This window comes from Lysinibacillus sp. FSL K6-4013 (assembly GCF_038630435.1).
Classification (GTDB): Bacteria; Bacillota; Bacilli; order Bacillales_A; family Planococcaceae; genus Lysinibacillus; species Lysinibacillus boronitolerans.
The window spans coordinates 2,115,517-2,134,401 of the sequence record NZ_CP152031.1 but is presented as its reverse complement, the minus strand read 5'-3'; the positions used below and the strand labels follow the sequence as shown (position 1 = coordinate 2,134,401).

The following is an 18,885-nucleotide window of genomic DNA, read 5'->3' as shown; positions in this document are numbered from 1 at the left end:
ATACCATTTCTCCTTTCTGCAAGCAGACATATTATAGGTTGTAGAAAGGAGGGATTTTCAGTGGGATACAGTGGAAACGTAGGTAACATGAACAACAGCTGCTATTATGGCGGCAACTCTGGCGGTGGCGGCTATTACGGTTCAACATTCGTATTAATCGTTGTTCTATTCATTCTTTTAATTATTGTTGGCGCTTCTTTCATGTACTAATCATCCCAATAGCACCTAACCTTTTACAGACTGTTAAAGCCATGTAAGGTCATTCTAGCTATTTTATAAGGGTCGCTTTTACCAGCCTAGTGACCCTTTTCCTTTTCAGACAATCGTGCGATAATCAAATCTGAAATGGGAAATTGAGGTGATTTCTACATGGCATTGCTAGGCATCGCATTGATTATGGTTGGTCCTATGTTGATTGTCATTACGGTTGACGATACAGTATTTTCCAAAAATATATTTTTAAGAATCATTGGTGGTCTTTGCCTTTTACTGGGCGTGCATTTATTACATAGACAGTTTCATCCGAAGAAAAATATTATTCCTTAGCAAAATATTTTGGATCTATTTGTAGAAGAATCGTATTCATATCATAAAAATTTCCCGATTTAAATTTCTCCTCATAAGTAAGTCCTTGTTGCTTTTGAATAAATGCTAACCATTCCTTTTCTAACTCACTACTACTCTTTCCGTATACTTCCTCTACTTTTTTTGCTAGTTCTTTCTCGTTGTAAATCTGTTCAAACTTTTCGAGTCCATAGGTATTAATTAGATATGTAACAAATGATGCCGCATGCGTGTAGCTCATCTCCATCAGGACTTGATTCTCTTCTTCACTTGAAAGTGCTGGGCGAAAATAGACATCATCTTGATTTGGATCAATTAACTTACTAATGGGAATTATCTTATCTGAATCCAAATAATGCTTCATGTATTTTTCAAAGTATAATTTATTTTTTCCATATTGACCCTCCATATAACTCGCAAAACCCTCTTGCGTAAAATAGCCATGGTCTGATCCAAAATTGTTGCCATAGCCAAGTAAAGAATGGGTCATTTCATGGACAAGTGGATAGGTATCATCTTGAACGCCAACTAGTTCGATTTTCGATGCAAACCCCCAGGATAGACCGTCTTCCTTAAACCATATATTTATGTGCTCGGATGGCGTGTAGGAAGTATGTATAGAATCCTTTATGTGGTCGTATGCTGTCACAATTTCATCCTTTATAGCCTCTACTTTTTCTTGTGGAACACCAATCTCATTCTCAATCTCAAAGGTTACTTTGCCATCCTTTGTTACCACAATATTTTCATCGTTTTTCTCTTCCTGTATTTGTTCTTTAGGTTGAGCGGTTTCTGCTGTACAGGCTGTTAACAGCAATGTACATAGAAGGATTGTGCCTCTCCATTTAGCCATAATTACCTCCTAAAAAGTATTTTCCAGTTTATACGAAACTTAAAATCCAAAAGTTTCATTTTTAAAAGAAAAATAAGGAAAATTAGACAAAATTATTTATAATGTTATTAGACTAGGCAAAAAGGAGGTCGCAATGAACAAAAGTACATCTATTCATTACAACCCACGCTATGGCTGGGATTTAAATAATGATGCAAATTTAGAAATGCGGTTATTCGCCAAAGCACAGCGTAGACAAATAACTATTCTGAGCTATGGGTGTGACTTAGATCATCACACCATTAAAAAAATTGCTCGGCACTACCTCACTAGGAAAAAATCGGACGAAGCAGAAGAAACATTAGAAATAAGATATGATACATATGATGCTAATTCAACGCTTCATACAGAGAATCAATACTATTTTGAAACCTATTTCATCAGTGCAAACACATTAGCTGCTTTTATCGAAGCGCTACATCGATTACCTGGGACACATATTCGCTGTGAATTTAATGTTCGGGGACATTTTGAAGTAAACCTAAATGGTGTGGAATTTTCTACACGTGTATTAAAAGCCCTCGATTATCCATCTATGTATAAGGAAGATTTAATCGGACGCTATCTTTTATTTATCGATACAGAATCACCTGACAATGAAATGATACGCCATAAAATACACTTGCTCCCCAAAGAGCTGCAAAGTCTTTCACTTCCCTTAGATAGCTCACCACTACAATGGGAACTATTAGTAAAAGATTGGATAACAGCCATTCTTCGTTACGAAGTATAAATTTTAGCATATTCAAGATGATGGTCTATAAAACCAAGTAATCTTATCATATAAATAGTAATGTTAAGCGAATTCGTTTAACAAGGCACCTCCCGATTTGTTACTAAGGGGCACTTCCATCGGTGCCCTTCTATATTTTTATCGCCCTCCATTACGATCAAATTTTATTATGATGGGACATAGATTTATGTTAGAAGTTATTTTATATTTTTTATCCAATAGCTATGTTGGTCAACCGACTTTACATACAAGAAAAATTAATCAACATATAGCAAGGCTCCGTCAATATGATTGGTTCCACACCCTTTATTATGATGAACAGTACGGCAGCTTATTTTTTGCCAATCGTCAATCATACATACTTCATTCCATAAAGGTAACAATACAATGCATTAGGAAAGATCACAAAGAGGTGTTTGGAAGAAAATGAAAAAGATGTTACTCGTTTTTATATGCTCCCTTGTACTAGTTCCTTCATTTCAAACAATATCCGCTTCAACAGCCGAACCAACAGAGGATTCTAACGAGCTGAGATTACAGGATATGCTCATGCTATTGCTTACTCCTTATATTGAAGAAGAGTTGACCAATTATTATTCAAAGATTAGAAAGGATGTTTCCCCACATGTTACGCCTTGGAAAATTGAAGTAATTGACACAAAGAGAAATCATTTCCGAGGCTTTAAAATGCAAATTACATTTGAAATTGAACCTACGGATGGTGGACAGTGGATTCCTATTGGAAAGGATCGAATGACCTATGAAATTTCTGTCGGACCTGAGGTTAAATTGATTCATCACACGCACCTCAAAACGTATAAATATCCGCCTGAATAATATGCTGTCCCTTTATTGAATAATTTTTGTCATCTGTAGTAGATTTAATCATAAAAATACCCCGTCAAAGTGAACTGCTCCCCAAATGTTAGACACATCTAACATTTGGAGGAGCAGTTTTTATATGGCTAAATTTACATCGGAAGAAAAACTACAAGCAGCCTTACGTTACATAAAAGGCAATGAAAGTTCACATGAAATTGCTAAATCTATCGGAACAGATCACAAAGCAATTCTTAATTGGGCGAAACAATATGAGTATAATGGCGTAGAAGCGTTTATAAAGCGATATACAAATTATTCGGCACAGTTTAAACTAGACGTACTAAACTTTATGATTGAAAATGGTACGTCCTTACTTGAAACAGCAGCTATCTTTAAGATAGCTACGCCTTCTACACTTCGTAGTTGGAAAAAGCAATTTGAAACAAAAGGATTCGATGCCCTTCAATCAAGGAAAAAGGGGCATCCATCCATGAAAAAAGAAACGAACAAACAACCAAAACAAGCACCAGTAGAAGGGACACCTGAAGCACTTCAAGCAGAAATCAATCGTCTACGTATGGAAAATGAGTACTTAAAAAAGTTGAACGCCTTAGTTCAAGCCAAGGAAAAATCACCAAAGAAGACAAAGTAAAGGTCATCTATGAATTAAGGCATAAATACTCGGTGAAGGCGCTTGCAAAATTCGCAGGCATTCCACGTAGCACGTACTATGATTTAGTGAAGAAGATGGATCGTCCAGATCCAGATGCCGAGTTAAAGGCCGAAATTCGAGCAATTTATAACGAACACGAAGGTCGTTATGGTTATCGTCGTATTCGTGATGAGCTGGCAAATCGTGGGAAAAAAGTGAATCATAAAAAGGTTCAACGTATCATGAAAGAATTAGGTTTAAAGTGCTTAGTGCGTATGAAGAAATACAAATCTTATAAAGGGACAATCGGTAAGATTGCGCCTAATAGATTGGATCGTAACTTCATAGCAGAAGCACCGAATGAAAAATGGGTTACAGATATTACGGAGTTTAAGCTGTTTGGTGAAAAGCTCTATTTATCACCTATTTTAGACTTATTTAACGGCGAAATTATTACGTACACAATTGGTCATAGACCAACATATTCGCTTGTATCAGAAATGTTGGAGAAGGCACTAGAGAGGTTGCCAGAGGAACATCAATTATTGATGCATTCAGATCAAGGTTGGCATTACCAAATGAAACAATATCGCCACGCCCTTGAATCAAGAGGCATTGTGCAAAGTATGTCACGTAAGGGAAACTGTTATGACAACTCTGTCATGGAGAATTTCTTCGGCATCATGAAGTCAGAATTCCTCTACTTAAAGGAATTTGATAGTGTCGAGCATTTTAAAAAGGAACTTGAAAAGTATATAACGTATTACAACACGAGACGTTTAAAGGCAAAATTAAAACTGAGTCCGGTAGAATACCGAACTCAGTTTACCCAAGCTGCCTAAACGAAATAACCGTGTCTAACTTATAGGGGTCACTTCAAAGCTAGATTTACTTTGATGGGGTATTGATCGTTATACTAAACTTCGCTGTTCGAGGACTATCTATTTATTTTTATCTCTTATTTCTTCTAGTATTTCTATTATGCGATTGTTTTGCCTTTCAATCGATTTTAACTTTCTCTCTATTATGCTTGAAGAGAAAAACACAATTAGTACAATCGCTATTCCAATTAGTAAATACATTTTAATTCCCCCGCTGTTTATTTATGTAATTTCACTTTATACTACATACGTTTCAAAAGTATGAAAGTTACAAAACTCCATTAGTTGAAAAAAAGATGGCTCACTATGGAGGCCATCTTGAAGTAAAGTGTGTTGATAATGAATTAACGGATTCTTGCCTTACGGAAGCCGTCGAATATACTGATTGCCGCAGATACAACAAATATAATGATTATGCCGCCAATTAGCCATATTTCAAATTGCTTAGTAGAGGTGGTAAATAAATCACTCATGTACGTGATACTTTCTTGGTTTATTAAATTCGGATTACTTACTATCACAATGAATACAACGGTTGCGAAAAGCTCCACAATTGTATTAAAGATTGCCACTTTTTTCGTCCATTGTCCTTTCAGTAATTTGTAGAGAGCTAACCCTATTTCGAGAGCAATGACAACGATTACAATGGGCCAATAATGAAGTAAAACATCCTGATTTAAAGCTGGCATTACGAATTTGAGACCCTCTCCACCACCTTCATATATACCTAAAAGATGATTTGCATAAAAATAAAGAGTTGCCCAAATGGCCGTCCACATTAAATAGCCAAATACTTCAAGCTTGGTAATTGCTTTTTTCTTAGGAATATACATGACGGTTTTCAGATCTTCGGGAGTCCATTTTTTAAGACTTACTGACAACGGATGCTGTTCTTTTCCTTTATCAGTACGTTCCAAAATGACGAATACAACTGTTAGCCAGAAGAAGACATGTATGCCTACTTCGATGATTCTCCATATTCCTTCACCCATCATATTGATGACAGCATTCATAACCGCTTCTTCCCCACCAAAACTAATAAAATATTCAGCAATCATTGAGATTACCGCAATGACAGCGGCAATTGGTATAATCATTTTTAGTAACGAGAGGTATACATCAAAATAGCGAGGGCCGATTAAATGCATTGGTTGATCACGATAACCGCTCGCTAACGCTGCTGGGTTCCCTAACTTTTCCAGCACTTCCTTTACATCATGCTCATTGTAATCATCAGGCAGCATATCCCCAATGGTTGATCGTAACTCAAGTGCGATATCCTCACGATTTTTTTCAGGCAGCCTCCGCGTGACTTCTTGAATATAAATTTCAGTCAGATTCATCTTTATCCTCATCTCCTTTTAGTAATTCATAGAGTTCTTTTGAATTATTAATCCATTCTCGTTTCAATTGTAAAAAGACGTCTAATCCATATTCACTTAATACATAATATTTGCGGGGTCTACTCTCAGAGGTTTCCCAGCTACTTGTCACTAACTCTTGTTTTTCTAAACGGCGAAGCAATGGATATAAGGTACTTTGATCGATGTTAATGCCCGAATCTTCTAATAATTGAACAAGTGAATATCCATACTGCGGTGTTCGTAATTGACTTAAAACGGCTAATGTCAGTGTTCCTCTCCTAAGTTCAGTCATTAATGAATTCAGTAACGTACTCATTCGTTCACCTCTATTTCGCTTACTATATGATATACACTGTATAACTTATACTATGTATCATACACTATTGTTGTTACAACAACAAGCAATTTTATTTCCCTCTAGTCAAGCTTGTGTCCCATCCCTATTTCACGAAATTATGCTAGGTGCTTGGATTCAAGCAGTTAAATCGGAAAGGCAAAATTGATAGCAACAATGTTCGGTTAATTAAAGGTCCAATCACTGTATTATCGTCAAATTTCCAATACATAACATTTCAGACATTAGTCTGAAGACAATCTTTGACGTCACACGGTATATTGTATGTATACTTTTTAACGATAAAAGTATGAGGAAAAATCCTAGACAACCATTACGTATAGAAAAAAATGACTACGAAACGTTCAAGTATCTTAATTTATAAAACTATACGTAATGTGTTTGTTAGATTTGTACTTGAAAAATTACCAACAGGTATAACAGCTTGTACAACGTAGCGTACAGTGATGTTTTTTTATGCGATTTTTGCTAGGAGCAAAACTGTATGTTCAGACAATTGATTTGATTCAAATATTGTTGATTATAAAAAAGTACATCGGTATAAAAAGCCTAGAGGTGACTTCTATGAAAGAGAAAATGCATTTTACAATTTTAAGTAACGATTCAACTGACGGGGATGGCAGTTACGGAGTAGGTACCCTTGATCTAAATAATGTAACGTCAATTATTATAGATTGTGAAAAAGAGCACGTGTTTATAGATTTAGAAGCATTACACGGACGAAGTAAAATTGAAAAAAAAAGTTCGTTTTTCTCCTGACCTAGCTCATGCTAGCAACGATTATTATCGTTACTGGATAGTTTGGGTAGCGATTCAGGTTAATCAAAATGGTCCCTATTATGCGGGATGTACCGCAAGTGAAGGTCGCCTACTATGTGAAAAACAATGCCCTCCCAGCCATGTACAAAGCGTTCACAATATGAGTTAATTTTAGAAAAGGATCAAATTGGATGATTGTTGACCAATAAATATATCTCCAATTAAACTTGAGTCCTACTTTATTAATTTTCTAAAAACACCTAACAAGTGTCACATTCTCACTTGTTGAATATTGCGGATGAATTGAGCTGCTTGTGCGGAGTTTCGAGCCACCCATTGGGAGACAGAGAGCCACTATATATAAAATAACCTCTTGTATACTAAAGTTGCATGCAAATTAGCATGACACTACTATACAGGAGGTTATATTTCTGGTTAGTTATCGGAGGATTTTGGAAGTACTGTACCCTTTTATGGAAAAGAAGAGAATATCCCTGAGAGTTCTTTACTATGGTATCTACATTTTAGTGTGGTCTTTACCTCTTTTAAACCTAAGAGTTAAAAGTGTTCCAATAACTACTGCTGCAATAAAAATACCATATATATTCCCATTGAAAAACAAGGTGTTCGTGTACTGATTAATGATACTTCCTCTATATCCTTCTTCGAATGGATTATACCGGTGATTTGATAAAGCGTTTAATGTACTTGAAACATATGTTATTTGCAATATAGTCCCCATTACAAGTAAAACAATCCCAAACATGATATGTTTTTTCAATTCAGATAGTGGTTGCCGTTTAAAGCCTTGATAAATCCCTTTACTTAAAATAAATAAAAGGATAAGAAAAATTGGAATTAGGAAGTATAGAACAATGAGACCTAAATTCCCATTACCAGAAACCGCTTTATTTGGTCGTGGCTTGAAAGTAACTATATCTACCAGGAAGAATAATAATGTACTTGTAATAAGAATAATAATAAAAGTTGTAAATAAGGATTTTTTAAAGTTTGGTTTAATAAACTTATAACCTATAAAAAAAGCATAAATTGAAATGATTAATAAAAATATAGAGTTCATGCTCAAATCCTCCTTTGCTTTACTTATCAGGTTATAAAAATATTATATAACTACTCAGCCCATCTAAAAATCTGTACAACGAAGAGAGGGGAGAATTGTGCGTGTTACCTCTCTGTGAATGGGTCATCTAATTATGGACGTCCAAAGACCAGCTGTAATCTGTTGAACCGTCTAAGGAATCATCATGATGTCGTGTTGGCGGTTTTTAGTCCATCCTGCAATTCCAATCGACAACAATCAATTGGAACAGAGATCCCTTCTATTTATATCCAACAAAATCCACGACATTCAAGAACTCCGAGAAACGGCCAGAATTAGTTAAACCTTCAAGCGATAGAAAATAATAAACCCCTCCAAACCTGACACGTTCTTCTCTTAGTTGAACTGCCGAATTTACAGTGGCGAAAGAAATCGAAAAAATTCTCCATATAAAAGGAATGCGTGGTGCATTCCTTCAAAATTGTTACTTTTGTCTTTTTAATTTATTTAAGATAAATAAGCAAAACATAACAAGTTAGTTTTAAGTGAGAAACATTGATGAAATCTACCCTTAATTAGTAATAGAGGAAATACACTAAAAAAATTATTGTACTCTAATAAGAGCCATATAATCTGATGCGACTGTTATGTTGATTTTATATCCATCCTTTTCATATGTTATACCATGACCATCTATTTCGACTTGTTTCCAGCCATTTTTTTAATTACCATACGATAAGAAATAGGGATGGATGTCCCGTATGAGGATTTCCAACTATAGTTTTTCGGTGTTGAACTTTCTTCCTCTAAAATTGCTGAATTAGGGATAGGGAATCCTTGGAATTCTTCTAAATTCGTATAATTTCTATCCATATTCAAATAGTAAATAAAACTTGAAAAAACAAAAACAACCAATAACAAAATTATAAATCTATTTTTTTTCAAATACATCCCCACTGTTCTTGGTATTTCCGTATCTCTCAGACTTTTTTAAAGAATCCTAAAGATAGATAAAAATGGAATGGTGATCAACTGAAATATCAATTAATAGCCACTCCATTTTATAAAGTATTTATTTAAATAGTTACATCAAAAGAATTATTTCCTGTATTTTGTTGAACAGAAGCATCCGCTTGATTTTTATTGTTTTGAGCTGCTGTTGTAAACGAACGCCATGCCTCTGTATAAATCGAATCAAATGTACTTTCTCGCGCATGTTCTGCGGACGTACCTACTGCTGTCCAGCCTTTTGCAGGTGAGAAACTAGCAATTTCGTTTCCATGCCTATCTTTTACCTCCAAAATAGTTCACTTTATTTAGTTGCATAAATGGCAGGCTTTTAAATGCTTGTGTAATAGCTCCTTTGCGGTTCGGTGATGCAACAGATACAAAACTATTTTTCATATCCATATAGGAATGGTTTTTATTCCCTCCAAATTTCCCATTGTCAAAATCTTTCTTTGCTTGTGCAATGATTGCTTTTTTATATTCCTCTTCACTCATGACAGGCGCTGTTTTAGTTGGCATAGCATTTGCGCCATTATTAAAATGGGGCATTGTAATAGATGTTGAAGGATTTTCTACACCCAAAAGTTTTAATGTTAACTCATTAACATTCATACGATTCATTCATATCTTATCCTTTGCCTAGTAGGAATAATAACGAATAAATTTTCCCAACTAAATCCATTGACAAAGACACTAACTTTCATTAAAATACCAAATTTAGTAACTTATCTATTAAACTTCGTTATTTAGTGCCTGTAATACTCCCTTTGAATACATAAATGACTTACCATTAATAGTGAAGGGCTTACTTAAATCAAGTCCTACTCCTTCTGCAAACTTAGGAAAATGTTGTGCGAACATTTTATCATTATTGGCATTTGCTACAGCATTTCCATCAGTCAGACGAGCAAGCCTCATAAAAACTGCTACTAGTTCATTTGCTTCTTGACGGTCAGCTTGTGAATAAGATCGATGGATTTTAAGGGCTTCTCGTTGCTCTGGTGTTACAACATTAGAGTTTGGATTATCCCATATCATAGGACTGAAATTTGAATTAAAGCCGCCACCAGTTAAAAGTGTCCCATTCAGAGGTTTTCCATTTACAAAGCCTAGATGATAGTACACACCATTCGTAATATCAATAGAATTGGTTTGCTCATTAACGAATTTCGTTGGATTTATTTCTCTACGAATATTGTTATAGGATTGTACTAATTCAGCATAACTTTTACGTGTTGCTTCAATTTTATCTTGTTTATAATATGTTTTCATTTCTTCCATTTGAAAAGGCTTTTGATTCTGGTGTACTTGAAAACTAGCAATAGCTCCTAGATTTTTAAATGAAATTGGTTTTACCTCCATAAATTATTCCTCTCCTAAATCTTCTATTTCAATAAAAATCTCATCAGATGATTCATTTAGCAAGATTGTACCAGATTTTGCACTTGCTGAATCTTCCCATAAAAGTATTTGCTTGATAAGCATAACGTTAAAGCTGGAACATATATTTATGCCCCAGCAATTTATCAACTACACTTCGTTATTTACTGCCTGTAATACTCCTTTTGAATACATAAATGACTTGCCGTTAATAGTGAAAGGCTTACTTAAGTCAAGTCCTACTCCTTCTGCAAACTTAGGGAAGTGTTGTTTAAACATTACATCATCATTCATACTAGCCACAGATTTTTTTCCTTCCGCTAACCGAGAAAGGCTCATAAAGACAGCCACAAGCTCATTTGCTTCTTGACGTTCAACTTGTGAATAGGACTGGTGTATTCTAAAAGCGGCTTCTTGTTCGGGTGTAACCTTTGTACCAACTCCTGTCCATTGTATCATTGGGCTAAAGTTAGAATTAAAGCCACCACCAGTTAAAGCTGTGCCATTAAGGGGTTTCCCATTGACTGAGCCTAAATGATAATACACACCGTTAGTAATATTGATAGAATTTGTTTGTTTATTAACAAGCTGTGTAGGCGTCGCTTCTTGATAAATATTATTGCAGGATTGGACAAATTCCGCATATTTTTCACGTGATGCTTCAATTTTTTCTTGTTTTGAGTCTACTTTATCTATTTCAATATTAAAAGAATTTTGACGCTGATGAGCTTGGAATGTAGAAGCCATTCCTAAATTCCCAACAGAATTAAAGGAAACTTGCATTAACTATTCCTCCATTTCTACTGATGTTTGTCCTTCTAATAAAATAAAATCAGCTTCCTTCACAAAATTTTCATTAGGAGATTCATTTAGCATAAAGACACCCGATTTTGCACTTGCTGAATCATTCCATAAAAGTGTTTGCTTGATAAGCATAACGTTAAAGCTGGAACATATATTTATGCTCCAGCAATTTATCAACTAAACTTCGTTATTTAGTGCCTGTAACACTCCCTTTGAATACATAAATGACTTGCCATTAATAGTGAAAGGCTTACTTAAGTCAAGTCCTACTCCTTCTGCAAACTTAGGGAAGTGTTGTTTAAACATTACATCATCATTCATACTAGCCACAGATTTCTTTCCTTCCGCTAACCGAGAAAGGCTCATAAAGACCGCCACAAGTTCATTGGCTTCTTGACGTTCAGGTAGTGAGTAGGATTGTCGCATTTTAAGTGCTGCTTCTTGCTCTGGTGTTACAATGGACGAACCTGGTACTTTCCATATTTTAGGACTAAAATTCGAGTTGAATCCTCCACTTGCTAAAGGCGTACCATTCAAAGGTTTTCCATTTACTGTTCCTAAATTATAGTAAACACCTGCTATAATATTAATAGAATTTGTTTGTTTGTTGACAAGTTGAGTTGGAGTTGCCCCATGATAAATAGAATTGCTAGATTGTATGAATTCTGCATATTCTTTACGTGAGGTTTCAATCTCCGCTTTTTTAGAATCTATTTCACCTTCTGCTATTTTAAAGGGTGGAGAGGGTTGATTGATCTGAAAATTAGCAACCCACCCTAGATTTTGTATTGAATTCACTATAGCTGTCATCGGTTATTCCTCCTTTAAATTAACCAACGTTACTTCTTGTTTTTCAACAAGGCTATCTTTATCAACAAGAATTCCATTAGGTGATTCATTTAACATAAACGAACCAGATTTCGCACTCATAGAATCTTCCCATAATATAGTTAAAACAGGCTGTATATAACCTGAGCTGTTGAATTTTGATGATTTGAAGCTAGTAAACCATATTTGTTTTACAGGTTGACCCCCAAAGTTATAGTTGTAAAAACCTGAATCCATCCAATCACCAGCTCCACTTTGTATAAACAATGCAACGTCTGTTGTGCTATAAGTCATCCCACAGCTTGTACAAATACTCCAATTTAATTTAGCTGCTGTCACAACCGCTGTATCAGGAATAGAGCTTATATTTCTTAAATCCCAAAAACCATCTTCAGACCATTGATTGAGACTATAGGCGTAGATAGTAGACGGTGAACTTGCCCCAGCGCTGTAAGTAGTTGCTGCTGATGCGTTTTGTGGCATAAACAATACTAAGAACAATGCAAAAATTGAGAAAAATGAAGTTAATTTTTTCATAATAAAACCTCTTTTTAAAATTTTTTTTATAAAGCTATCGAACAAACCTTACACCTTCTATTTATATTAGACATCCCCCCTTCCAAAGTATCTGAATAGTCATGGAATTTCTGTTCATGTGCAATCAATATTTTAAAGATAAAGTAATAAAGTTATTGTTATCAAAATTAAATTATTATTTAAAAGTTAAATTGCCCATATACACTGATACTTGTCGTATTTGTAGCTACAGAACGAATAGCAACATAATATTGCCCACTAGGAGCTGTTTCTGGCAAGACAATCGAACCACCAATTTGACTTCCACCTGTACGTTCACTTGACCAATATCTTGTATCTGTAGCGGCATTAACTAATCCTATTTGAATATTTTGATTAGATGGACTCCATGTAATATTTGTGATATTTACCTTTCCACCGCTTTGAATGTAATAAGAATTACTTGATTTAACAAACTTATTTACTCCCAACGAAGAAGAAGAAATATTAAAACTTAATAAAGGAGTTACTCCATCAATAGATGCCTCTTCAATGGAAAAATCACTTTCCACAAAAGATTCAGCTATTAAAATTTCGTTTTCTAAATTATTTGATGAATTTTCCATAGCACTTACAGAATCTTGACTTATCCATATCATTAAAATTAGACTAAACATTGCTATAAAGATTTTTTTGAACATATTCTATTCCTCCCCTTTATAAATTAAGAAACAAACTAAGAAAAGACACATTACATGAAAAGTAATAATATATTAATTTTAGCTATAAATTACTTTCAAACTAAAAAAATATATTTTGTACCCAACAATTTGTATATATTTTTTATTTAAGAAGCCCTATCCTTTGGGTAGGGCTTCTTCATTATTCTTCTAAAATAATTTCATTTCTTTCAATCTTTTTTAAAATTTTTTTCCATTCCTCCTTAGAAAATTTTGATTCATCTGATAATTTAACAGACATTAATTCAGAATGCCCTTCTTCTTCTATCGAGGTATCAAAAGATTCCTCTGTTAATGTTAAAACCTCCTCCTTAATAGGTGAAATGTTGTTATGAGTATATTCAGAACTTACAATACTCACACCACTAAAAATGAAGAGTATAACTATAGATAACATACCAATTGGTCTACTTACCTTTTTGTCAGTTAGCATTCGCTGTAATCTCTTTTTTAATTTCATTTTCCCTGTCGTAAAAAAGGGGGCTGAAAAAGGAGAGAGTGAATGCCTTTGAGCACGTTGCATCATATTTAAAATTGTTTCAGCATACTTTTTTCGCTCTGACAAAGACATGGACATGACAACATACTCATCACAAGAAAGCTCACACCATTTCGTTAGCTCTTTTTGTAATAGATAAATCAACGGATTATACCAGTGTAGAATGATAGCGAAAATTCCCAATCTTTTCACCCATAAATCTTTTTTCTTATAATGAATCAATTCATGTTTGAGAATCAAAGCTAACTCGTCATTCGGAATCTCATACATTGGTAACACAATCGTTGGCTTAAATAGACCTATCAAAATAGGGCTAATATTTTCTTGACAATATGTAAGGCGAATTCTATTTTTTAATTTCATATTTATTTGTTGTTGCGCTAAAATTTTCCATACTTCATGGTCTTTAGGAACTGGTATCAAGTTTCGATATAATTTTCGATATCCACTTTGATACATAAATAAAAACCATCCACTTGCTACAATCGCACCAACTAACCAAATGATAAACAGTATTTGTACAAAATTTTCTGTTAACCAAACTGTATTTTGTTGTACGAAAAGTAGCTGTTCCCCTTCTATTGGCTGATGATTTTTCTTTAATAAGAGGGGGACATTCAATAGGAGAAATACAGGTACTAGGAAAAAGAAAAGCGCTAATTTTCTATTCCAGTAATACCATCTCGCTGTGAGTGCCTCTCTTGAAATAACCGTCATACCATAATAAAGAATGAACATGCTACTACCAGCAACTGATAAAGCTACCACACTATTTATCCATGCATGCATTTATTCACCTACTTTTCGGAAAGCCATTGTTTTAGTTCATCTAATTCATCCTCTGTTACTTCATCATCATAGAGTGTTGCTAAAAAAGTTGTCATAGAGCCTTGATACATCGTGTCTAATACACTTTTCGCTTCTCGTTTTTTATACTCTTTAAAAGTTACACAAGGACTATAATGATTCACACGCCATTTCCCTCTTGTGACAGACAGTAACCCCTTATCAACTAATTTCGATAAAAAGGTATTAATGGTTTGTCCTTTCCAAGACTTTTCTGAAAAGATCTCTAACAATTCACTTGATGTAACAGAACGATTCAATTTCCAAATAACTTGCATAACTTCCATTTCTGTATCAGTTAATTTCTGGAATTCAGTCATTTTTTTCCTCTTTTCTATGAACTCACTATTATTAAACTACAACAACATAGTAACATTCACTATAAAAATTTAGTTTTATAAACTATAACCTTATAGTAAAGTCTACTATGGCTATTTAATTTTTGTCAATATATAACATTTCAGAATTTTCCATGTCTTTTTATGCTGAAACAGCAAGAAAAAGGAGAAACATTCTACTATGATTCAATAGCTTTTTTACTGCAACTTTCTAAAAATTTCATTATAATTCTTGGCATTTTGAAAGAAATTCAGTTGAAGGTTATGAAAGGGGAAATCACCAACACCTTTGCAAATGCGAAGGGGGATGAGCGCATGAAACCTATTTCGTACCGAGTTGCAAGTGCGTTGTGCATTTAATAGCTTTTGTAAGCAAGTTTTGAAGAATGAAGCCATCAATGCTTATAACCAAAGGCGAAAACAACAAGCACAAGACGACCTTTTCTGACCCTACAACACAGCAGAAAAACCAACTTTATACGTTAGATACTTATGAAAAAGGTTCTCTATGCGTAAGCTTTGTGACGAGCGAGGAAACACTTATTGGGGTATTGATGGGGACATCATGACCGTTTGCGCTCAAAACTAATGCAATCTATTTTAATATTTAAGATTTAAGTGGACGCCATATCCATCCTCCTTTCGTTTGAATTGTTCGTGGATTTTGCTCTTTGACAAAAAACAAGAAACATCGTGTAATATAACAAAAATTAGATACGTTCTGTTGATGACAAGTCATAAAACAAATTCAGGGATACTCCCAAACTTTTGTGCTAGTTTTGGAAACATGATTAAGGTGTCAATTTTCACTCTTTTAGTTGACACCTTTTTGTTTGAATGATTATCAAATATCAATTTATCGTATGACAACTAATATTTCCTAAACCAACTAACAAAACAAGACTTTCTTTTGTTAGTTGGTTTGAACAAAAGGTGGGGCTTTTCATTCTGTATATACAATAATTACCAAAAAATATATTTAGTTACTATTTTTGCATTCCCTCTCTTCTTATATTCTGATACAATTAACAATATATATTTTTACTTTTTTACCATATAATTAATGCTCTTTGATTTGGAAATAGGATTCGTTACATCCTTCTTATAATATTGTTTAGTTGTTTAACATATAAAATTTTTCATTTATCACTATATCTATTGAACGCTATTTTTATCATTTTATAGAAAATGAACTATATTGAAAGGGTGAACTTCAATCATGAAAATTACAAATTTCTCACAAATGCAGTCTACTTCTATTAACACAACAAGTAATGACACTAAGAAAAAAGATAGTCAAATTCATTTAACAGAAACCTATATCCCTACAACAAAAAGCGTCCAAACTGACAACTCGATACGGAATTATACACCCCATGAAATTGGGAAGCAAACCAATGTCAAGACAGCCTCCATGTATTTCAATAATTTAGCAACACCTGATTGGGATGTGCTACCAATCAAAGGTAAGCAAGGACCATCACAGGATGAATTAATAGAACAAATTAAAGCCCTAGCCATGAGAACAGCAAAAGCAGCAAATGCTCCAACACATAGAAATAATGATGAAAATCATGCCATTAATAGACAATTTGCCATATTACTTGCACAATATATTTCACCTGTATCACCTGATCGCCAAGCACTGCATCAACAGGCTATGAAAGCCATTAAGCAATTTGAAGCTGAAGAAATAGAGAATGCGACACCTTTAGGAGAATTGTCGCTTGTCACCTATCTAAACAAAATGGATTGGGACATAGAAAAAAATATAGTCATGTCTACTGACGGTATCATTAAACCAAGGCAAAATTCTTTAGGTGGTTATGACTATGAGGTTGTAGTTGGAGGACAAACATTATTAACAAGCATTAATGGAGAGTGGCATTATGGTTTAACACCTGCTGAACAACACAAGAAGGATGAATTTCATAAAATATATTGGTCGTTTGTAGACCAAGCAAAGAATGAATTAAAAAACTTATCAAACAAGCAAGAATAATTCATTCTTTGTAAGTTTACCATTATTTTTAACGCATTTTTTTACAAAATACGGTTAATATTATAATATATGTTTATATCGCAGTTTTGAAATATTTGAAAATTAACTAAGGTGGGATTGAATTTGAAAAAACTTATATATGCTGGATTAACAGCAGCTATGGTATTATCTACAGGTACTTCTGCTACTCATGAGAAAATATAGGACACCATCTTCTGTTTTTCATGCTACTTAACGATTGCTAAAATATCCTTTGGCTCATAGAAAACGTAATCTGCCTCCTCAAAGCCAATGGTGGATTTGGCTCCCCAATGGGCGAGGGCAAATTTGGCCCCTGCCTGCTTTGCGCATTGGAAATCATAAATAGAATCACCAATATAGATGGCCTCTTCTGGTGCTATCTGTAATGCGTCCAGACATTTTAACAGCGGCTCTGGATGTGGTTTATGCTTTACCGTATCACTGGCACTTACAATATGGTGGAAATACTCACTTAACCCAAACGGCTCAAACTCATCCACTACCTCTTGCGCTGTTTTAGAAGTGACAATACCTAATTGTAGTGGCTTTGTTGCAAGGTGCTGAATAACTTCCTCTAGACTTTCGAAAACAGCCACTTCATGTGAAAAATCCAGCACAGCCGCAGACCATATCTGATGCACAGCCTCTACGTCATCCACGTTGAGCCTCTGCAACGCATCTTTTCCTGGGATGCCTAAAGCAAATCGTAGCGTCTCAAACGGATAGTCTATTTTTGTTTCTTCTCGTAAGGTTCTTTTCAATGACTGTAAAATCGCTTGCTCCGTATCCAAAATCGTTCCATCTACATCAAATATAATCGCTTTTAACATGTATACCCTCCTAGTTAAAGCACGTTATTTACATATGTGCATAATTGCTGATACATTTCCTCTTCATAATCCTTCTGGCCTCTTATAAATTTCTCCTTTAAATTATAAAAACATATTTCAAGATATTCCTGATTATGATGCTGTTGAAAGGGTTTCCTATCCTTTACTGGACCTAAATCCTTAAAGTAGTGATTCTTTTTTTCGTAGGTTCGAATTTGATAGCCCCGCTTCTTCATTTCAGCCATGACTTTTTCTGTATACAAATATAAGTCTTCTTTCGGGTATTCGTATATATAATTAATCAGAATGTGCTGATCCTCTTTCGCAAATATGCTATTTAGCTCTCTCCACTGTGACAGTAGTTGTCCTTTTGGTAGATACGCAATTAAATCGATGTGCCATAACCTCATGTGCCTTCCCCTTTCTATTCATCAACCATTAATGTAAAATATTACTTACTATGATGCTATAACTGACGGAGGGATAGTATGGAAATCAAAACTGCAACGCTCGATGAAATTCCACAAATTGAGCGTTTATACCAAGAGCTTTTTTTAGAGATGTCGATTCTTCAACCTAAATATATCAAACCTGCCAAACAAGATGCCAACTTTATCAGGTTTACGATCATTGAGGATGATTCAGATATTTTAATCGCAACATTCGAGAACGAAGTAGTAGGCTTTTTACTTATTAAAGAAACGACGACCCCACCCTATACTTGCTTGGTTGAACACAAATATGCTTTTATTGTGGATGTGATTGTTGGCAAGCATTACCAAAACAAAGGAATTGGGTCTGCTTTATTAGATGAAGCGAAAAAATGGGCAGCCTATCGTCACTTGGACTATCTGGAGTTAAATGTATTGACTGAAAATAAAGGTGGTAAATCCTTATATGAAAAACACGGGTTCAAGGATACGAACCAAACGATGCGCTTAGAATTTTAAGTATGTGATGGGAAAGAAGGGACTTCAATGGAAGAAATGAA

Annotated in this window: 25 protein-coding genes and 1 pseudogene; 10 read left to right on the top strand and 16 right to left on the bottom strand. The window is 34.5% G+C overall.

The features are described 5' to 3' along the window. Window positions 1–87: 87 nt before the first annotated feature. Both MHB39_RS10465 and MHB39_RS10460 read left to right on the top strand, forming a co-directional pair. On the top strand, window positions 88–210 hold the full coding sequence (locus tag MHB39_RS10465) for a YjcZ family sporulation protein (protein WP_081977540.1): 123 nt from the start codon (window positions 88–90) through the stop codon (window positions 208–210). 159 nt (window positions 211–369) lie between these two features. After that, complete coding sequence (locus MHB39_RS10460; protein ID WP_342546627.1) at window positions 370–546, top strand: hypothetical protein; 177 nt, start codon at window positions 370–372, stop codon at window positions 544–546. Here the strand turns inward: MHB39_RS10460 and MHB39_RS10455 are convergent. After that, entirely contained in the window at window positions 536–1,417 is an 882-nt protein-coding gene (locus MHB39_RS10455) for a hypothetical protein (protein ID WP_342546625.1), read from the bottom strand. The genes MHB39_RS10460 and MHB39_RS10455 overlap by 11 nt on opposite strands. 133 nt (window positions 1,418–1,550) lie before the next feature. Between MHB39_RS10455 and MHB39_RS10450 the strand changes: the two genes are divergently transcribed. From MHB39_RS10450 to MHB39_RS10440, 3 genes are all read left to right on the top strand, one after another. Next, on the top strand, window positions 1,551–2,189 hold the full coding sequence (locus MHB39_RS10450) for a hypothetical protein (protein ID WP_342546622.1): 639 nt from the start codon (window positions 1,551–1,553) through the stop codon (window positions 2,187–2,189). A 426-nt stretch (window positions 2,190–2,615) separates the two neighbouring features. Continuing rightward, the gene (locus tag MHB39_RS10445; RefSeq protein WP_016994529.1) at window positions 2,616–3,026 is read left to right on the top strand and encodes a DUF3888 domain-containing protein; all 411 of its coding nucleotides are present in this window, start codon (window positions 2,616–2,618) and stop codon (window positions 3,024–3,026) included. A gap of 124 nt (window positions 3,027–3,150) precedes the next feature. Further along, window positions 3,151–4,505 (top strand): IS3 family transposase gene (locus tag MHB39_RS10440; RefSeq protein WP_342546618.1). Its coding sequence is split into 2 segments (ribosomal slippage): window positions 3,151–3,604 and window positions 3,604–4,505, totalling 1,356 coding nucleotides; the frame shifts between segments, so codons are not numbered across the junction. A 383-nt stretch (window positions 4,506–4,888) separates the two neighbouring features. Here the strand turns inward: MHB39_RS10440 and MHB39_RS10435 are convergent. Continuing rightward, window positions 4,889–5,887: a hypothetical protein gene (locus MHB39_RS10435; RefSeq protein ID WP_342546615.1), complete on the bottom strand. Its 999-nt coding sequence runs from the start codon at window positions 5,885–5,887 to the stop codon at window positions 4,889–4,891. Then, complete coding sequence (locus tag MHB39_RS10430; RefSeq protein ID WP_016994532.1) at window positions 5,874–6,224, bottom strand: PadR family transcriptional regulator; 351 nt, start codon at window positions 6,222–6,224, stop codon at window positions 5,874–5,876. The genes MHB39_RS10435 and MHB39_RS10430 overlap by 14 nt, the downstream gene beginning before the upstream one ends. A 603-nt stretch (window positions 6,225–6,827) precedes the next feature. Here MHB39_RS10430 and MHB39_RS10425 point away from each other — a divergent pair. Next, the gene (locus tag MHB39_RS10425) at window positions 6,828–7,022 is read left to right on the top strand and encodes a YwhD family protein (RefSeq protein WP_333006653.1); all 195 of its coding nucleotides are present in this window, start codon (window positions 6,828–6,830) and stop codon (window positions 7,020–7,022) included. Continuing rightward, entirely contained in the window at window positions 6,994–7,191 is a 198-nt protein-coding gene (locus tag MHB39_RS10420) for a YwhD family protein (protein WP_333006652.1), read from the top strand. Before MHB39_RS10425 ends, MHB39_RS10420 begins: the two co-directional genes overlap by 29 nt. Before the next feature lie 348 nt (window positions 7,192–7,539). On the opposite strand, the gene MHB39_RS10415 is transcribed toward MHB39_RS10420, so the two are convergent. The 11 genes from MHB39_RS10415 to MHB39_RS10365 form a co-directional block, all read right to left on the bottom strand. After that, window positions 7,540–8,103 (bottom strand): hypothetical protein, encoded by a 564-nt coding sequence (locus MHB39_RS10415; protein ID WP_333006651.1) that lies wholly within the window; start codon window positions 8,101–8,103, stop codon window positions 7,540–7,542. 1,055 nt (window positions 8,104–9,158) lie between these two features. Beyond that, on the bottom strand, window positions 9,159–9,383 hold the full coding sequence (locus MHB39_RS10410; protein ID WP_016994534.1) for a hypothetical protein: 225 nt from the start codon (window positions 9,381–9,383) through the stop codon (window positions 9,159–9,161). Next, a complete protein-coding gene (locus MHB39_RS10405; protein ID WP_016994535.1) occupies window positions 9,367–9,711 on the bottom strand; it encodes a hypothetical protein in 345 nt (114 codons plus the stop codon). The genes MHB39_RS10410 and MHB39_RS10405 overlap by 17 nt, the downstream gene beginning before the upstream one ends. Before the next feature lie 111 nt (window positions 9,712–9,822). Beyond that, window positions 9,823–10,452, bottom strand: a complete 630-nt coding sequence (locus MHB39_RS10400) for a hypothetical protein (RefSeq protein ID WP_016994536.1) — start codon at window positions 10,450–10,452, stop codon at window positions 9,823–9,825. A gap of 168 nt (window positions 10,453–10,620) precedes the next feature. Further along, the gene (locus tag MHB39_RS10395; protein WP_342546609.1) at window positions 10,621–11,253 is read right to left on the bottom strand and encodes a hypothetical protein; all 633 of its coding nucleotides are present in this window, start codon (window positions 11,251–11,253) and stop codon (window positions 10,621–10,623) included. A 3-nt stretch (window positions 11,254–11,256) separates the two neighbouring features. Then, a complete protein-coding gene (locus MHB39_RS10390) occupies window positions 11,257–11,406 on the bottom strand; it encodes a hypothetical protein (RefSeq protein WP_339280882.1) in 150 nt (49 codons plus the stop codon). Window positions 11,407–11,451: 45 nt separating this feature from the next. After that, the gene (locus tag MHB39_RS10385; protein ID WP_342546606.1) at window positions 11,452–12,084 is read right to left on the bottom strand and encodes a hypothetical protein; all 633 of its coding nucleotides are present in this window, start codon (window positions 12,082–12,084) and stop codon (window positions 11,452–11,454) included. A gap of 3 nt (window positions 12,085–12,087) precedes the next feature. Continuing rightward, window positions 12,088–12,639: a hypothetical protein gene (locus MHB39_RS10380; RefSeq protein ID WP_342546604.1), complete on the bottom strand. Its 552-nt coding sequence runs from the start codon at window positions 12,637–12,639 to the stop codon at window positions 12,088–12,090. A 179-nt stretch (window positions 12,640–12,818) separates the two neighbouring features. Beyond that, window positions 12,819–13,319 carry a hypothetical protein gene (locus MHB39_RS10375; protein WP_342546602.1) on the bottom strand — a complete coding sequence of 167 codons (501 nt, stop codon included), beginning with the start codon at window positions 13,317–13,319 and terminating at the stop codon, window positions 12,819–12,821. Between the two features lie 181 nt (window positions 13,320–13,500). After that, complete coding sequence (locus MHB39_RS10370) at window positions 13,501–14,646, bottom strand: M56 family metallopeptidase (protein ID WP_342546601.1); 1,146 nt, start codon at window positions 14,644–14,646, stop codon at window positions 13,501–13,503. Window positions 14,647–14,654: 8 nt separating this feature from the next. Further along, window positions 14,655–15,023 (bottom strand): BlaI/MecI/CopY family transcriptional regulator, encoded by a 369-nt coding sequence (locus MHB39_RS10365; RefSeq protein WP_016994115.1) that lies wholly within the window; start codon window positions 15,021–15,023, stop codon window positions 14,655–14,657. 523 nt (window positions 15,024–15,546) lie between these two features. On the opposite strand from MHB39_RS10365, the pseudogene MHB39_RS10360 reads away from it, so the two are divergent. Then, window positions 15,547–15,659: pseudogene (locus MHB39_RS10360) on the top strand (helix-turn-helix domain-containing protein); the annotation flags it as partial. Between the two features lie 601 nt (window positions 15,660–16,260). Further along, entirely contained in the window at window positions 16,261–17,043 is a 783-nt protein-coding gene (locus MHB39_RS10355) for a hypothetical protein (protein ID WP_342546600.1), read from the top strand. Between the two features lie 227 nt (window positions 17,044–17,270). Here MHB39_RS10355 and MHB39_RS10350 read toward each other — a convergent pair whose 3' ends face one another. Next, the gene (locus MHB39_RS10350; protein ID WP_342546599.1) at window positions 17,271–17,894 is read right to left on the bottom strand and encodes an HAD family hydrolase; all 624 of its coding nucleotides are present in this window, start codon (window positions 17,892–17,894) and stop codon (window positions 17,271–17,273) included. Window positions 17,895–17,908: 14 nt separating this feature from the next. After that, window positions 17,909–18,304, bottom strand: coding sequence for a pyrimidine dimer DNA glycosylase/endonuclease V (locus MHB39_RS10345; protein ID WP_342546597.1), 396 nt, complete (start codon window positions 18,302–18,304; stop codon window positions 17,909–17,911). 78 nt (window positions 18,305–18,382) lie between these two features. On the opposite strand from MHB39_RS10345, the gene MHB39_RS10340 reads away from it, so the two are divergent. Further along, complete coding sequence (locus MHB39_RS10340) at window positions 18,383–18,844, top strand: GNAT family N-acetyltransferase (protein ID WP_342546595.1); 462 nt, start codon at window positions 18,383–18,385, stop codon at window positions 18,842–18,844. Window positions 18,845–18,885: the final 41 nt, after the last annotated feature.

What these genes read in the sequence shown, in the direction of transcription:
- MHB39_RS10390 (WP_339280882.1), bottom strand. Translation starts at nt 11,406, where the DNA reads ATGCTTATCAAGCAAACACTTTTATGGAATGATTCAGCAAGTGCAAAA.
- MHB39_RS10380 (WP_342546604.1), bottom strand. Translation starts at nt 12,639, where the DNA reads ATGAAAAAATTAACTTCATTTTTCTCAATTTTTGCATTGTTCTTAGTA.
- MHB39_RS10370 (WP_342546601.1), bottom strand. Translation starts at nt 14,646, where the DNA reads ATGCATGCATGGATAAATAGTGTGGTAGCTTTATCAGTTGCTGGTAGT.
- MHB39_RS10465 (WP_081977540.1), top strand. Translation starts at nt 88, where the DNA reads ATGAACAACAGCTGCTATTATGGCGGCAACTCTGGCGGTGGCGGCTAT.
- MHB39_RS10445 (WP_016994529.1), top strand. Translation starts at nt 2,616, where the DNA reads ATGAAAAAGATGTTACTCGTTTTTATATGCTCCCTTGTACTAGTTCCT.
- MHB39_RS10340 (WP_342546595.1), top strand. Translation starts at nt 18,383, where the DNA reads ATGGAAATCAAAACTGCAACGCTCGATGAAATTCCACAAATTGAGCGT.
- MHB39_RS10430 (WP_016994532.1), bottom strand. Translation starts at nt 6,224, where the DNA reads ATGAGTACGTTACTGAATTCATTAATGACTGAACTTAGGAGAGGAACA.
- MHB39_RS10450 (WP_342546622.1), top strand. Translation starts at nt 1,551, where the DNA reads ATGAACAAAAGTACATCTATTCATTACAACCCACGCTATGGCTGGGAT.
- MHB39_RS10460 (WP_342546627.1), top strand. Translation starts at nt 370, where the DNA reads ATGGCATTGCTAGGCATCGCATTGATTATGGTTGGTCCTATGTTGATT.
- MHB39_RS10435 (WP_342546615.1), bottom strand. Translation starts at nt 5,887, where the DNA reads ATGAATCTGACTGAAATTTATATTCAAGAAGTCACGCGGAGGCTGCCT.
- MHB39_RS10375 (WP_342546602.1), bottom strand. Translation starts at nt 13,319, where the DNA reads ATGTTCAAAAAAATCTTTATAGCAATGTTTAGTCTAATTTTAATGATA.
- MHB39_RS10405 (WP_016994535.1), bottom strand. Translation starts at nt 9,711, where the DNA reads ATGAATCGTATGAATGTTAATGAGTTAACATTAAAACTTTTGGGTGTA.
- MHB39_RS10425 (WP_333006653.1), top strand. Translation starts at nt 6,828, where the DNA reads ATGAAAGAGAAAATGCATTTTACAATTTTAAGTAACGATTCAACTGAC.
- MHB39_RS10355 (WP_342546600.1), top strand. Translation starts at nt 16,261, where the DNA reads ATGAAAATTACAAATTTCTCACAAATGCAGTCTACTTCTATTAACACA.
- MHB39_RS10350 (WP_342546599.1), bottom strand. Translation starts at nt 17,894, where the DNA reads ATGTTAAAAGCGATTATATTTGATGTAGATGGAACGATTTTGGATACG.
- MHB39_RS10400 (WP_016994536.1), bottom strand. Translation starts at nt 10,452, where the DNA reads ATGGAGGTAAAACCAATTTCATTTAAAAATCTAGGAGCTATTGCTAGT.
- MHB39_RS10415 (WP_333006651.1), bottom strand. Translation starts at nt 8,103, where the DNA reads ATGAACTCTATATTTTTATTAATCATTTCAATTTATGCTTTTTTTATA.
- MHB39_RS10455 (WP_342546625.1), bottom strand. Translation starts at nt 1,417, where the DNA reads ATGGCTAAATGGAGAGGCACAATCCTTCTATGTACATTGCTGTTAACA.
- MHB39_RS10365 (WP_016994115.1), bottom strand. Translation starts at nt 15,023, where the DNA reads ATGACTGAATTCCAGAAATTAACTGATACAGAAATGGAAGTTATGCAA.
- MHB39_RS10395 (WP_342546609.1), bottom strand. Translation starts at nt 11,253, where the DNA reads ATGCAAGTTTCCTTTAATTCTGTTGGGAATTTAGGAATGGCTTCTACA.
- MHB39_RS10345 (WP_342546597.1), bottom strand. Translation starts at nt 18,304, where the DNA reads ATGAGGTTATGGCACATCGATTTAATTGCGTATCTACCAAAAGGACAA.
- MHB39_RS10385 (WP_342546606.1), bottom strand. Translation starts at nt 12,084, where the DNA reads ATGACAGCTATAGTGAATTCAATACAAAATCTAGGGTGGGTTGCTAAT.